General features: G+C 61.9%; 12 protein-coding genes. 10 read left to right on the top strand and 2 right to left on the bottom strand.

Going from position 1 to position 13372, the window contains the following annotated elements; translation table 11 throughout:
- Positions 1 to 161: 161 nt before the first annotated feature.
- Complete coding sequence (locus ACM6UT_RS05490) at positions 162 to 1328, top strand: hypothetical protein (protein ID WP_416796352.1); 1167 nt, start codon at positions 162 to 164, stop codon at positions 1326 to 1328.
- 33 nt (positions 1329 to 1361) lie between these two features.
- On the opposite strand, the gene ppk2 is transcribed toward ACM6UT_RS05490, so the two are convergent.
- Positions 1362 to 2249 carry a polyphosphate kinase 2 gene (gene ppk2, locus ACM6UT_RS05485; protein WP_416796351.1) on the bottom strand — a complete coding sequence of 296 codons (888 nt, stop codon included), beginning with the start codon at positions 2247 to 2249 and terminating at the stop codon, positions 1362 to 1364.
- A gap of 220 nt (positions 2250 to 2469) precedes the next feature.
- Between ppk2 and phoR the strand changes: the two genes are divergently transcribed.
- The 7 genes from phoR to phoB all read left to right on the top strand — a co-directional run bounded on the left by phoR (position 2470) and on the right by phoB (position 10084).
- Positions 2470 to 3681: a phosphate regulon sensor histidine kinase PhoR gene (gene phoR / locus ACM6UT_RS05480; RefSeq protein ID WP_416796680.1), complete on the top strand. Its 1212-nt coding sequence runs from the start codon at positions 2470 to 2472 to the stop codon at positions 3679 to 3681.
- A 195-nt stretch (positions 3682 to 3876) separates the two neighbouring features.
- Positions 3877 to 4917, top strand: coding sequence for a substrate-binding domain-containing protein (locus ACM6UT_RS05475; protein WP_416796350.1), 1041 nt, complete (start codon positions 3877 to 3879; stop codon positions 4915 to 4917).
- 66 nt (positions 4918 to 4983) lie between these two features.
- Positions 4984 to 6444 carry a phosphate ABC transporter permease subunit PstC gene (pstC, locus tag ACM6UT_RS05470; RefSeq protein WP_416796349.1) on the top strand — a complete coding sequence of 487 codons (1461 nt, stop codon included), beginning with the start codon at positions 4984 to 4986 and terminating at the stop codon, positions 6442 to 6444.
- The gene (gene pstA / locus ACM6UT_RS05465; protein WP_416796348.1) at positions 6441 to 7796 is read left to right on the top strand and encodes a phosphate ABC transporter permease PstA; all 1356 of its coding nucleotides are present in this window, start codon (positions 6441 to 6443) and stop codon (positions 7794 to 7796) included. Before pstC ends, pstA begins: the two co-directional genes overlap by 4 nt.
- 32 nt (positions 7797 to 7828) lie before the next feature.
- Positions 7829 to 8617: a phosphate ABC transporter ATP-binding protein PstB gene (gene pstB, locus ACM6UT_RS05460; RefSeq protein ID WP_416796679.1), complete on the top strand. Its 789-nt coding sequence runs from the start codon at positions 7829 to 7831 to the stop codon at positions 8615 to 8617.
- A gap of 44 nt (positions 8618 to 8661) precedes the next feature.
- Positions 8662 to 9375, top strand: coding sequence for a phosphate signaling complex protein PhoU (gene phoU, locus ACM6UT_RS05455; protein WP_416796347.1), 714 nt, complete (start codon positions 8662 to 8664; stop codon positions 9373 to 9375).
- A gap of 25 nt (positions 9376 to 9400) precedes the next feature.
- Entirely contained in the window at positions 9401 to 10084 is a 684-nt protein-coding gene (gene phoB, locus ACM6UT_RS05450; RefSeq protein ID WP_416796346.1) for a phosphate regulon transcriptional regulator PhoB, read from the top strand.
- A 70-nt stretch (positions 10085 to 10154) separates the two neighbouring features.
- Here the strand turns inward: phoB and ACM6UT_RS05445 are convergent, their stop codons facing one another.
- Positions 10155 to 10679: a GcrA family cell cycle regulator gene (locus ACM6UT_RS05445; RefSeq protein ID WP_416796345.1), complete on the bottom strand. Its 525-nt coding sequence runs from the start codon at positions 10677 to 10679 to the stop codon at positions 10155 to 10157.
- A 422-nt stretch (positions 10680 to 11101) separates the two neighbouring features.
- Between ACM6UT_RS05445 and ACM6UT_RS05440 the strand changes: the two genes are divergently transcribed.
- Entirely contained in the window at positions 11102 to 12307 is a 1206-nt protein-coding gene (locus tag ACM6UT_RS05440; protein ID WP_416796344.1) for an aspartate aminotransferase family protein, read from the top strand.
- 27 nt (positions 12308 to 12334) lie between these two features.
- The gene (gene argF / locus ACM6UT_RS05435) at positions 12335 to 13252 is read left to right on the top strand and encodes an ornithine carbamoyltransferase (RefSeq protein ID WP_416796343.1); all 918 of its coding nucleotides are present in this window, start codon (positions 12335 to 12337) and stop codon (positions 13250 to 13252) included.
- Positions 13253 to 13372: the final 120 nt, after the last annotated feature.

Genomic DNA, 13372 nt, shown 5'->3' with positions numbered 1-13372 from the left:
TCGGGCCCATCGACGGCGGATCGGCCGAAACCTGGCCACTTTTTTTTGAGTATCGTCCCTCCGGCGGACGCGAGGCCTTGCGGATTGGTGGGGCAGCCGTTACCGAATCGTTAAGCAACAGCAACGGGATCGGCCCGATTGCCGATCAATGAGGGACGCCAGTGAACGGATTGGAAGCGGCCATCAGGAACGCTCTAGAGCGATCGGATCGCACCAATGCGGAGGCGCGTGCCCGGATCTATCAGTCGGCGCGGCACGCGCTGGAAACCGGGCTGCAGAAGCAGGGCATCACCGATGCCGAGATCATCGCCCAGCAACGGCATAAGCTGGAGGCGACGATCCACGCGATCGAGCTGGAGGAACGCAGCCGGCTCCCGGCCGTCGAGTCCGAGGTGAGGCGTCCGCCGTCGGGGGATGTGGCCGCCGAATTGCCGCAGCACCCGGCCGCACCTGCGGTGCAGGCGGTCCGCGAGCCGGTGGCTCCCTCCGTCGAGGTCGGTCCGGGCGAGCGCCGCGAAGGGGCAGGTGCCGCGGCTGATTTCGGTGATTTGCGGGCGGAGCGTCTGCATCGAGGTGCAGAAAGCGTCGATACCTCGATGGATCGGAATGAGATCCGGACTGCGGCTGCGGCGATGGAGGTCCGTCCCGAGGCGCCGATCCGCCCGCGGAAAAAACGGCGCGGCCTCTTTGCCCGGCTTTTCATGTTCGCCGTCCTTCTCGGAGCGATCGGTACGGGGGCATGGTGGGTCTATACTTCTGGCCTCATGTTGAGCGAGGCGGAGCGGGATACCAGTGTCCCCAATCCGCCGCCTCAGGCCGTGGAGGAGGACTTTTCCGGCACGCAGGAGCCGAAACCGCTGGAAACCCGTAACGGCTTTACGGACGAATGGATCGAGATCTTCGAGCCAAAGCGCATCGACGCCATTCGGCCGCGCGCCAATGCCGCCATCGATGTCGTCACTGCCCGCGACGGAACGGCCATGAATGTCGTTTCGCGTTCGGCCGACGCCGACGGAAATGTCGAGATCACCGTGCCGACGGATGCACTTCGCGAAATGGCGGGCAAGACGTCGACCTTCGCCCTCACCGTGGAAGCTTCTGGCGACCAGTCTGTGCAGATCGCCGTTGAATGCGATTTCGGCAGGTTGGGTGACTGTGCGCGCCATCGCTTCACGGTCAATACGCAGAAGACGGACGTACTCTTCCGTGTGACCTTCGACAGGTCCATGGCCCCGGCGACGCCCGGCCGGCTCCTGCTGAATGCCGGCCTCGGCGGAGCCGGCCAAGGCGTTAATCTCTATTCCGTCCGCCTGCTGCCGGGGCAGTGATCGCCGAAAGCCGCCGCGCCATGCGGCCGCTCCTCACGAACCGGCGAGGAAGTCCGGTCCCTTGCCGATGATCTTCTTGTCCATCTTGCCGATCTTCTCCTCGTCCTTGCCTTCGTAATCTATCGAGGTGAGGATGTGACGGATGGCGTTCAGCCGGGCGCGACGCTTGTCGTTTGCCCGAATTATGGTCCAGGGGGCATGATCGGTATGCGTTTCCTCAAGCATCCGGTCGCGTTTATTCGTGTAGTCGTCCCACTTGCCGAGCGCGGCGATGTCCATCGGAGAAAGCTTCCAGACCTTCAGCGGGTCGTGGCGCCGGTCGTGAAAGCGCTCGATCTGCATTTCCCGGCCGATGTCCAGCCAGAACTTGAAGAAATGGATGCCGTCGGCCGCGATCAGTTTCTCGAAATGCGGAACCTGCTTCAGGAACTTCTCATATTCTGTTTCCGTACAGAAGCCCATGACCGGTTCCACGACCGCCCGGTTGTACCAGGAGCGGTCGAAGAGCACGAATTCGCCGCCGCTCGGAAAATGCGGCACATAGCGTTGAAAATACCACTCCGTTCGCTCCGTTTCCGTCGGTTTCGTCAGCGCCACCACGCGTGCCGAGCGGGGGTTCATGTAGGAGAGGGTCACATGGATGGTGCCGCCCTTGCCCGCCGCGTCCCGCCCCTCGAAGAGAGCCATCACGCGCTGGCCAGTCTTCTGCAGCCAGAATTGTACCTTGACGAGTTCGATCTGCAGGAGCTGCAGTTCCTTCTCGTAGTCATCCTCATCGAGTTTCTTGTCGTACGGATAGTGCCCGGAGGTAAGCGACTTGTCGTCGATCCAGTCGGGAAGGTGCGGGTCGTCGATGTCGAAGACCCTTTCCTTCCCGCCGATGTTGAGTATTACCGCACGGCCTTCTGCTGGCGTATCCATTGGCACTTCCTTCGTCGCCGACCGGAGATGTACCAGTGAGGGCATATTCGCGCCGCCGACGCAAGCGTCGGCCGGGTCCTATCCCGGGGGATATCCCGTAGCGGCCGTGGCAGATGCCGTAAACATCTGTCATGAATTGTGGTTATCAGGGGGCGCATGGGTTCCTGGAAGTGGCAGGCGAGGGCGCGTGGCTGAAGATCTCGATGCTTTGAAAGTGGTGATGGCGCGCTTTCGCGCAGGTTGGAGCTTTCTGGCCGCGGCGGCTCTTGTGGCGGTGGCCGCCTACTTTGCCGGCGCGCAGCCGCTGTTTTCTTTCGTTCTCTGGTTCCTGGCGGCGCTCGCCGTGCTCGTTCGTGAGCCGGCTCCTCCGCGTACGCAGGAAGAACCTACACAGCATATGGAAGCCGTAGAATCCACGCTCTCTCAGGTGGCGTCCGTTCTCGGAGCGCTCGATCTGCCGGTCGTGGTGATCGATGGCGACGCGACCGTGCTCGCCCAGAACAAGGCTGCCGAGAAGGCTTTCGGTCCTTTGCTCTCCGGCCTTCATATTTCCACTCGCTGGCGTTCGCCCGGCATCCTCGACATGATCCGCGAGACGATCGAGACAGGCGAGCCAAATCAGATCGAACATTCCGAGCGGCTTCCATCCGAGCAGGTCTATATCGTCCGCTCGGCGCAGGTCGAGAAACTCGCCGGCACGCTGCCGCCGCTCTTCCTCGTGTCCTTTCGCGACATATCCGAACTGCGTCGGCTCGACCGGATGCGTAGCGATTTCGTTGCGAATGCCAGCCATGAGCTGCGAACGCCGCTCGCTTCGCTGCGCGGCTTCATCGAAACCCTCCAGGGACCTGCCCGCGGGGACCCGAAGGCCCAGGAGCGATTTCTCGCAATCATGCTGGACCAGGCGACGCGCATGAGCCGGCTGGTCGACGATCTCCTGTCGCTTTCCCGGCTCGAGCTCAAGGCGCACATCGCTCCGGACCAGACGGTCGATCTCGTCCCCGTTCTGGGGCATGTGCGGGATTCGCTGGCGCCGCTTGCCGCCGATCTCGGCGTCGAGATTCACCTACATTTGCCGGAGGGCAAGGTCGAAGTTCTCGGCGACCGCGACGAATTGGTGCAGGTTTTCGAGAACCTCATCGAGAACGGCTGCAAATACGGGCAGGAGGGCAAGGTCGTCGACGTTTACCTTCGCCGCGGCGACGGCGTACCGGTGGAAGTGAGTGTCGTCGACCACGGGTCCGGCATCCCGGCCGAGCATGTTCCCCGCCTGACGGAACGCTTCTATCGTGTCAGCGTGGCCGACAGTCGCTCCAAGAAAGGTACCGGTCTCGGTCTTGCGATCGTCAAGCATATCCTGACGCGTCACCGTGCACGCCTGATCGTCCGCTCAGAGATCGGCAAGGGAACCGACTTTACCGTCCGCTTCTGACACAAAAGCATAGGCGGAATGTGGACGGTTTCTGAAAACATAATAGATATCAATGCGCTAAGATGTCACAAATCTTTCACCAAAGTGACATAAAAGGGAAGGGTAACAGTGAGTATGAACGTGCTGCTGATGCACGGGGACGGTGAGGCCGTTTGCGGCTGCATCCACACACTAGCCCACTCACGGGAGATTGAGATGAATACCCTGAAACTTTCCCTGGCAGCCATGGTCGCCTCGGTTGCTTTTGCCGGCGCTGCCGCCGCTCGTGACCAGATTCAGATTGCCGGTTCTTCGACCGTTCTGCCTTACGCCTCGATCGTTGCCGAAGCCTTCGGCGAAAACACCGATTTCCCCACCCCGGTTGTCGAGTCCGGCGGTTCGGGCGCCGGCCGCAAAAAGCTCTGTGAGGGCGTGGGCGAAAACACCATCGATATCGCCAACTCCTCGTCCCGCATCAAGCAGTCCGATATCGACCTTTGCGCCCAGAATGGCGTGAAAGAAATCCAGGAAGTCCGCATCGGCTATGACGGCATCGTCTTCGCCTCGGACATCAACGGCGCCGAATTCGCCTTCACCCCGGCTGACTGGCATATGGCGCTCGCTGCCAAGGTCGTGAAGGATGGCCAGCTCGTAGATAATCCGTACAAGAAGTGGAACGAGATCCGCGCCGACCTGCCGGATCAGGAAATCCTTGCCTTCATTCCGGGCACCAAGCACGGCACCCGCGAAGTGTTCGACGAGAAGGTCATCGTCGACGGCTGTAAGGAAGACGGCGCTTATGACGCCCAGCTCGCCGCCAACGGTGGCGACAAGGACAAGGCTTCCAAGGCTTGCATGGCGATCCGCACCGACGGCGTCTCGGTCGACATCGACGGCGACTACACCGAAACGCTCGCCCGCGTTGATGCCAACAAGAACGGCATCGGCGTCTTCGGCCTGTCGTTCTACCAGAACAACACCGACAAGCTGCGCGTTGCCACGATGTCCGGCGTAACGCCGTCCGTGGAAACGATCGCTAAGGGTGAATATCCGGTTTCCCGTCCGCTCTACTTCTACGTCAAGAACGCTCACCTCGACGTGATCCCTGGCCTGCAGGAATACATCGAGTTCTTCGTCTCCGACGAAATGGCCGGTCCGGACGGCCCGCTGGCGGCATACGGTCTGGTTCCCGATCCGGAACTCGCCAAGACCCAGGCGGCCGTGAAGGCTCGCACGCCGATGGGCGCGCTGAACTAATCCACTCTGACCGGTGGCGCGGCGATCGCGCCGCCGGTCTCGCTCTTACTGGAGGTTGCTGGCGAGATGAGTCCGGGCATCGTTGTCCTTGTCGTGGCGGCAATTTCGGCCGTCGGGTATGTTCTCGGCCGGCGTCGTGCCGTGTCTCTCGCGGCGAGTGAGCACGTCAAGCTTCACTCTCTCCCAGGCTACTATGGTCAGACCGTCGCGCTGTTTGCGGCCGTTCCCGCCGTTATCGTGCTTGTCGCGTGGCTGGTCGTTCAGCCTCTCCTCGTCGAAACGCGCGTCACCGGCATGATACCTGACAGCGTTATCCCCGAAGGCGGCGCGCGCAGCCTCGTCATGGCCGACGTCCACCGGATCGCGGGCGGCATTGACGCCGTCCTGGCGCGCGGCGGCATCAGCGAGAGCGAGCTTTCGCAGATGCGGGCGGACGCCACCGATATCAGAGGTCTCCTGGCCAGCGTCGGGGTGGCGCTGGGTAGCGACGTACCGCCGCCCGTGTTCGAGGCAGCCAAATCCTACCGCCAGATTTCCAAGACCGGCAACTTCGTCGCCGGCGCTTTGGCCCTGGCCGTGTCGATCGGCTTTGCTCTCTGGGCCTATCGCCGCATCGCGGTTGATCTGCGGGCGCGAAACATCAGCGAGCGGTTCGTCCGGGCCTTGCTTGTTTCGGCGTCGACGATCGCCATTCTCACGACGCTCGGCATCATCGCCTCGCTGTTCTTCGAAACCTACTCCTTCTTCAAGGTCTATCCGGCGCAGGAGTTCTTCTTTTCCACCGTCTGGAACCCGCAGTTCCGGGGTGGTTCGGAACTGGGCATCCTGCCGCTGCTGTGGGGCACCTTCTACATTTCTCTGGTGGCACTCGTCGTCGCGGTTCCGCTCGGCCTGATGATCGCGGTCTACCTGGCCGAATATGCTGGGTCATCGGTGCGCAGCACGGTCAAGCCCGCAATCGAAGTCCTCGCCGGTATTCCGACGATCGTCTACGGCCTCTTTGCGCTCGTCACCGTAGGGCCGTTCCTGCGCGACTGGATCGCGCAGCCGCTCGGCCTCGGAAACTCTTCGTCTTCGGTGCTGACGGCGGGCATCGTCATGGGGATCATGATCATCCCGTTCGTGAGCTCGCTGTCCGACGACATCATCAACGCCGTCCCGCAAGCTCTGCGCGACGGCTCGTACGCCCTTGGCGCCACACAGTCGGAGACGGTCAAGCAGGTCGTGCTTCCGGCCGCCCTGCCCGGGATCGTGGGTGCCGTGCTCCTGGCGGCGAGCCGCGCCATCGGGGAAACGATGATCGTGGTGCTCGGCGCGGGCGCGACCGCCAGGCTTTCACTCAACCCATTCGAGGCGATGACGACGGTGACAGTGAAGATCGTCAGCCAGCTGACGGGCGACACTGAATTTGCAAGTCCCGAGACGCTGGTTGCCTTTGCCCTCGGCCTTACCCTTTTCGTCCTGACGCTGGGGCTGAACGTGCTGGCCCTCTATATCGTGCGCAAATACCGGGAGCAGTACGAATGACCGAGATTTCCAAATTCGGCGCCTCGGCCGCCGAATCTCGAGGCAAGTCGCTGTTTGCTGCCGATGAAAGAACCCGCCGGCGCAATGCTGCCGAAGCGCGCTTCCGGATGATGGGCCGCATTGCCGTCATCATCGGTATTGTCGCTCTTATCGGGCTACTGGCGTCGATCCTGTCGAACGGCGTGTCGTCCTTCCAGCAGACATATATCTCGCTTGATATTTTCCTCGATCCGGCCAAGTTGGACAAGGCGGGTGACCGCAATCCGGAAGCGATCGCCAAGGTGTCCACCTTCGGTTATGCGCCGCTGATCCAGAAAGCTCTCCAGGATGCGATGGCCGGGAAAGGCATCGCTGGCGAGGGGGTAAACGCAAAGGCAGCCGCGGAACTGATCTCCAAGGAATCCCCGGCGGACCTGCGCAGGTTCGTTCTCGCCGATCCATCGGCGATCGGCCAGACGATCCACTTCGATCTTCTCGCCGCTGGCCGCATCGACGGATACTACAAGGGGCGCGTGACGATGGAGAGCGCCAAGCTCGACCGGAACATATCGCCCGAGCAGTTGATGCTTGCGGACAAGCTGAAAGAAGCAGGCATTCTGACCACCAGATTCAACTGGTCGTTCTTCACGGCGCCGGACGCCTCGGACACGCGCCCGGAGGCCGCCGGTCTCGGCGTCGCCATCATCGGCTCCGCCTACATGATGCTCATCGTCTTCGTGCTCTCGCTGCCGCTCGGTGTCGCGGCCTCGATCTACCTCGAGGAATTCGCGCCGCAGAACAGGTTCACCGACCTCATCGAGGTGAATATCGCCAATCTCGCCGCCGTGCCTTCCATCGTGTTCGGCATTCTGGGGCTGGCGGTTCTCATCAACTTCGTCGGGCTGCCGCAGTCGGCGCCGATCGTCGGCGGCCTCGTGCTGACGCTGATGACGTTGCCGACCATCATCATTGCCACGCGTGCAGCGCTGAAGGCAGTGCCGCCGTCGATCCGCGACGCGGCTCTCGGCGTCGGCGCCTCGAAGATGCAGGCAACCTTCCACCATGTGTTGCCGTTGGCTATGCCCGGCATCCTGACGGGAACGATTATCGGCCTGGCCCGCGCCCTCGGAGAGACTGCGCCCTTGCTCCTCATCGGCATGGTGGCGTTCGTGCGCGAGTACCCGGCTGGTCCGCCCGAGGGCTTCTTCGATCCGGCCTCCGCCCTGCCTGTCCAGATCTATAACTGGACGCAGCGTGGCGATCCGGCGTTCGTGGAGCGCGCCTCCGGTGCGATCATCGTGCTCCTCGTATTCCTGATGATGATGAACCTGATCGCGATCATTCTTCGCCGTCGCTTCGAGCGCCGTTGGTAAGAGGGCTGACAATGAGTAACATGCCGACCACAATGACGATCACGACGAAGGCTGCAACAATGAACGACTCGAAGATCTCGGCCCGCAAGGTTCAGGTGTTCTACGGCGACAAGCACGCCATCAAGGACGTAGACATCGAGATCCCGCCTCGCTCGGTCACCGCCTTCATCGGACCTTCCGGCTGTGGCAAGTCGACATTCCTGCGCTGCCTAAACCGCATGAACGACACGATCGCCAACTGCCGGGTCGAGGGCCATATCTCCATCGACGGCGAGAACATCTACGATCCCAAGGTGGACCCGGTTCAACTGCGCGCCAAGGTCGGCATGGTGTTTCAGAAGCCGAATCCGTTCCCGAAATCGATCTACGAGAACGTCGCCTACGGGCCGCGCATTCACGGGCTTGCCCGCAAGAAATCAGACATGGATGACATCGTCGCGTCGGCACTGCAAAAAGCCGGTCTCTGGAACGAAGTGAAGGATCGCCTCGATGCACCGGGCACCGGGCTTTCGGGTGGCCAGCAGCAACGTCTCTGCATCGCCCGCGCCGTCGCCGTCAGCCCTGAAGTCATCCTGATGGATGAACCTTGCTCGGCACTCGATCCGATCGCAACCGCCAAGGTGGAGGAACTCATCCACGAGCTTCGCGCGAACTACACGATCGTGATCGTCACGCATTCGATGCAGCAGGCGGCGCGTGTGTCGCAGCGCACGGCGATGTTCCACCTCGGCGAGCTCGTCGAGGAAAACGATACCGACAAGATGTTCACCAATCCCGACGATCAGCGCACGCAGGACTACATCATGGGCCGCTTCGGCTGACACCCCGTCCAACCGCGCAGACGCACTCATTCGAGGATCACGACATGTCATCGACGCATATCTACTCCGCCTTCGACGAGGAACTGAAATACCTGATGCGCCGCATCTCCGAGATGGGCGGACTTGCCGAACAGATGGTGAGCGACAGCGTCCGGGCGCTGGTCCAGGGCGACTCCGCACTCGCGCACAAAGTCATCTCCGAAGACGTCATCATGGATGCAGCGGAGCGCGAAATCGGCGACAAGGCCGTCATTACCATCGCCCGTCGTCAACCCGTCGCCAGCGACCTTCGCGAGATTATCGGTGCGCTCAAGATCGCCAGCGATCTCGAGCGGGTCGGCGATCTCGGCAAGAACAACGCCAAGCGCGCCATGGCGGTCCAGAGCGCCGGCATTCCGCGCAAGCTGGCCCGCGGGATCGAACATCTCTCCGAACTCGCGCTCGTGCAGCTGAAGGAGGTCCTGGACGTCTACTCGACCCGCTCGGCGGAAAAGGCGAAGTCCATCCGCGACCGCGACGACGAGATCGACGCCGTCTATACGTCCCTGTTCCGGGAATTGCTGACCTACATGATGGAAGATCCCCGCAACATCACCAGCTGCACGCATCTTCTCTTCTGCGCCAAGAACCTGGAGCGGATCGGCGATCACGCGACCAACATCGCCGAAACCATCTACTACATGACTACCGGCGCTCAGCCGGAAGGCGAGCGCCCGAAGGAAGACCTGACGACAGACGTCGGCGCGGTCACCGAATGATGCCGCTGCGGAGGACGAGCAAGCGATGCAGCCGAGAATAGTGGTAGTCGAAGACGAAGAGGCGCTGAGCGTACTCCTTCGTTACAATCTGGAAGCCGAAGGCTACGAGGTGGAGACGATTCCGCGCGGAGACGAGGCGGAACTGCGCCTCCAGGAGAGGGTTCCCGATCTCCTGCTTCTGGACTGGATGCTGCCGGGCGTTTCCGGGATCGAGCTTTGCCGCAGGCTGCGTATGCGACCGGAGACCGAACGCCTGCCGGTTATCATGCTGACGGCGCGGGGCGAGGAAAGCGAACGGGTGCGGGGGCTTGCGACCGGTGCCGACGATTACGTCGTCAAGCCGTTTTCCACGCCGGAGCTGATGGCGCGCGTGAAGGCCATGCTACGGCGGGCGCGTCCGGAAGTCCTGTCGAGCGTTCTTCGCTGCGGTGACATCGAGCTTGACCGCGAAACCCACCGCGTTCATCGCAAGAGCCGCGAGGTTCGCCTTGGCCCGACCGAGTTCCGGCTTCTGGAATTCCTGATGACGTCGCCCGGCCGTGTCTTCTCCCGTTCGCAGCTTCTGGACGGCGTGTGGGGGCACGACATCTATGTCGACGAGCGTACTGTCGATGTCCATGTCGGCCGTCTGCGCAAGGCACTCAACTTTTCCAACATGCAGGATGTCATCCGCACCGTGCGTGGCGCAGGCTACTCAATGGAAGCCTGATCTGGTGGCATTTCAGATAAGAAAACGGGCCCTGCAGGGCCCGTTTTTTGTTTTCTGTGTCCGCAGAAGCTTACCGTTCCGCCTTGCGACGATCGGAAACCGGCTGGTAGGCGAGTTTCGCGTGGTAACTGCAGTAGGGCGAGGCATCGAGAGACTCGCAGCCGCAGAAATGAAACTCGTCGCTCATCGGATCGCCGATCGGCCACTTGCAGGTACGCTCTGTGAGTTCCGTCAGGCCGAGGCGGCGGGAAATCGGAATAACGACATTCGAGGAGGTTACGGCGCGGACCGCTTCGACGACATCGGCATGGCCCTCTTCCTTGAGCATCGCGCCGCTTGCCGGACGCGCGTTCGCGCGGGTCGGGATGCGCGCAGCAAAGCCCGTCGGACGAGGGGCTGGTGCCGGACGTTTCGGTGTGCGCGCCGGTGCCGTGCCACCGCCCGACTTCGCGCGTCCCGGCAGGTTCAGACGATGGACCTTGCCGATCACCGCATTTCTGCTGACACCGCCGAGCTGCGCAGCGATCTGGCTTGCGCTCAGGCCTTCGGCCCAAAGCCTCTTCAGTTTTTCGACGCGCTCATCTGTCCAATTCATGCCATTATCTCCGCCGTCGCGATTTTGATGGCAGAATCCGTCACCGTTGCTTCGGACGAATCCGAAGCAAGACTTCCTCGATACTTTCGGTGACTACTTCTGCCGCATGCAATCTTTTAATGTAAATTTAACCTAGTGTGGCGCTGACTCCGTGACAAGAGTCGGGAGAATCAACGGGAATCGATTTTCAAGTTTTCCCCAACTTGCTGGTTCGCGGCGGTGGCGAGAGTCAAAGCTGTGAAAGCCGTCCCGACATCACAAAAATCCTTTGCCTGTCGCAGTTTTGTTGACAGCGCAGTGGGAAATGCCGATAGTGCCAGCCGCCGCCGAAAGGCGGCATTTTTGATTTTTTCGGGGATTTTTCTCCGGGAAATCGGAAGATCGTTCTTGACATCTATCGGTTGCGAAGGAGCTGCTCCGCCATGGCTGAAGCCACACCGCTTTACGAAACCTACCTGCGCGCGCCTCTGCGTTTCGAGCGCGGCGAAGGGGTTTGGCTGATTGCGGAGAATGGCGAGCGATATCTCGATTTCGCGGCTGGTGTCGCGGTGAATGCGCTCGGACATGCCCATCCGCATCTCGTCGAGGCGCTGAAGGCGCAGGCCGAGAAGGTGTGGCACCTGTCGAACCTATATGAGGTGCCGGGGCAGGAAACGCTGGGCGAGCGGCTGACGAAGGCGACCTTCGCCGACAAGGTGTTCTTCACCAATTCGGGCGCCGAGGCGCTGGAATGCGCGATCAAGACCGCGCGCCGCTATCATTTCTCGAAGGGGCACCCGGAGAAGTTTCACATCATCACCTTCGAGGGCGCCTTCCATGGCCGCACGCTGGCGACGATCGCCGCGGGAGGACAGGCAAAGTATCTCGAAGGTTTCGGACCCAAGGCACCGGGCTTCGACCAGGTGCCGTTCGGCGACATCGAGGCGGTAAAGGCCGCGATCACCGATAACACAGCTGCGATCCTCATCGAACCGGTGCAGGGTGAAGGCGGCATCCGTGCTGCGTCCAACGAGTTCCTGCGGGCACTTCGCCAGATCTGTGACGACAAGGGGCTTCTTCTGATCCTCGATGAAGTCCAGTCGGGCGTCGGCCGCACGGGCAAGTTCTTCGCGCATGAATGGGCAGGCATCACGCCCGATATCATGGCCGTCGCCAAGGGTATCGGCGGCGGCTTTCCGCTCGGCGCCTGCCTCGCCACCGCGGATGCCGCGTCCGGCATGAAGGCCGGCACGCACGGCTCCACCTATGGCGGCAATCCATTGGCGATGGCCGTCGGCAACGCCGTACTCGACGTCATTCTCGCCGATGGCTTTCTGGAGCATGTGCGAGACGTGGCGCTGGTCTTGCGGCAGGGCCTGGCGGCGCTTCATGACCGCTTTCCCGATGTCATCGAGGAGATCCGCGGCGAGGGCCTGATGCTCGGCATCAAGGCGAAGGTGCCGAACGCCGAACTGCTTCAGGCCATGCGCGCCGAGCACATTCTCGGCGTCCCGGCCGGCGACAACGTCATTCGCCTGCTGCCGCCGCTCATCACGACGGCGGAAGAAGCGCGCGAGGGCCTCTCGCGGGTCGAACACGCGGCCGAACGGGTGCGCAGCGCCCACGCAAAGCAGGCGGCGCAAGCCTAAGCAGCAGAAGTTCAGACAGGTTTTCCCATGGCATCTCCGAAGCATTTCCTCGACCTCTCGGCCGTCTCGTCCACAGAGTTGCGTACCATCATGGATGACGCCCGCGTGCGAAAGCAGGCGACCAAAGCCGGAACGGCGGACAAGCCGCTTGCCGGCAAGATGCTGGCGATGATCTTCGAGAAGCCGTCCACGCGCACGCGTGTGTCTTTCGACGTCGGCATGCGCCAGCTCGGTGGTGAGACCCTCTTCCTTTCCGGTACGGAAATGCAGCTCGGCCGCGCCGAAACGATCGGCGACACCGCAAAGGTCCTTTCGCGTTACGTGGATGCGATCATGATCCGCACGACCGATCATTCGCGCCTCCTGGAGATGGCGGAGCATGCGACCGTTCCCGTCATCAATGCGCTGACGGACAGCACGCATCCTTGCCAGATCATGGCCGACATCATGACCTTCGAGGAGCATCGCGGTCCGGTGAAGGGCAAGACGCTCGCCTGGACCGGCGACGGCAACAATGTCCTGCATTCGCTCGTGGAAGGCGCCGCCCGCTTCGGCTACCGCATGAACATGGCCGTACCGCTCGGATCCGAGCCGGACGACAAGTATCTCAACTGGGCACGCGACAACGGCGGCGAAATCATGCTGTGCCATGAGGCCGAGCGCGCCGTTGAAGGTGCCGATGCGGTCATCACCGACACCTGGGTTTCGATGAACCAGGAGCATAAGGCCAGGGGGCACAACGTCTTCCAGCCCTATCAGGTGAATGGTGCACTGATGGCGCGCGCCAAGCCCGATGCCCTGTTCATGCACTGCCTGCCGGCGCATCGCGGCGAAGAGGTCACCGACGAGGTGATCGACGGTCCGCAATCCGTCGTCTTCGATGAGGCGGAAAACCGCCTGCATGCACAGAAATCGATCCTCGCCTGGTGCCTTGGCGCGATCTGAAGCGGTTTGCGCGGGTCTGCAGCGTCCGGCTTGATCTTCTCGCTTGGCGACCCCATGTGAGCGGTAAATTCGGGGTTTTTGCATCCCGACAGTCAAGCGTCTTCGGCGCAAGGAGTACAA

It is taken from the genome of Ciceribacter azotifigens (assembly GCF_048159625.1).
In the GTDB taxonomy this organism is placed as follows: domain Bacteria; phylum Pseudomonadota; class Alphaproteobacteria; order Rhizobiales; family Rhizobiaceae; genus Allorhizobium; species Allorhizobium azotifigens.
This window is presented reverse-complemented; position numbering and strand designations above follow the sequence as displayed.

Bases quoted from the DNA above. Each gene is read 5' to 3' on its own strand.
- ppk2 (WP_416796351.1), bottom strand. From the start codon at position 2,249: ATGGATACGCCAGCAGAAGGCCGTGCGGTAATACTCAACATCGGCGGG.
- phoR (WP_416796680.1), top strand. From the start codon at position 2,470: ATGGCGCGCTTTCGCGCAGGTTGGAGCTTTCTGGCCGCGGCGGCTCTT.
- ACM6UT_RS05475 (WP_416796350.1), top strand. From the start codon at position 3,877: ATGAATACCCTGAAACTTTCCCTGGCAGCCATGGTCGCCTCGGTTGCT.
- pstC (WP_416796349.1), top strand. From the start codon at position 4,984: ATGAGTCCGGGCATCGTTGTCCTTGTCGTGGCGGCAATTTCGGCCGTC.
- pstA (WP_416796348.1), top strand. From the start codon at position 6,441: ATGACCGAGATTTCCAAATTCGGCGCCTCGGCCGCCGAATCTCGAGGC.
- pstB (WP_416796679.1), top strand. From the start codon at position 7,829: ATGACGATCACGACGAAGGCTGCAACAATGAACGACTCGAAGATCTCG.
- phoU (WP_416796347.1), top strand. From the start codon at position 8,662: ATGTCATCGACGCATATCTACTCCGCCTTCGACGAGGAACTGAAATAC.
- phoB (WP_416796346.1), top strand. From the start codon at position 9,401: ATGCAGCCGAGAATAGTGGTAGTCGAAGACGAAGAGGCGCTGAGCGTA.
- ACM6UT_RS05445 (WP_416796345.1), bottom strand. From the start codon at position 10,679: ATGAATTGGACAGATGAGCGCGTCGAAAAACTGAAGAGGCTTTGGGCC.
- ACM6UT_RS05440 (WP_416796344.1), top strand. From the start codon at position 11,102: ATGGCTGAAGCCACACCGCTTTACGAAACCTACCTGCGCGCGCCTCTG.
- argF (WP_416796343.1), top strand. From the start codon at position 12,335: ATGGCATCTCCGAAGCATTTCCTCGACCTCTCGGCCGTCTCGTCCACA.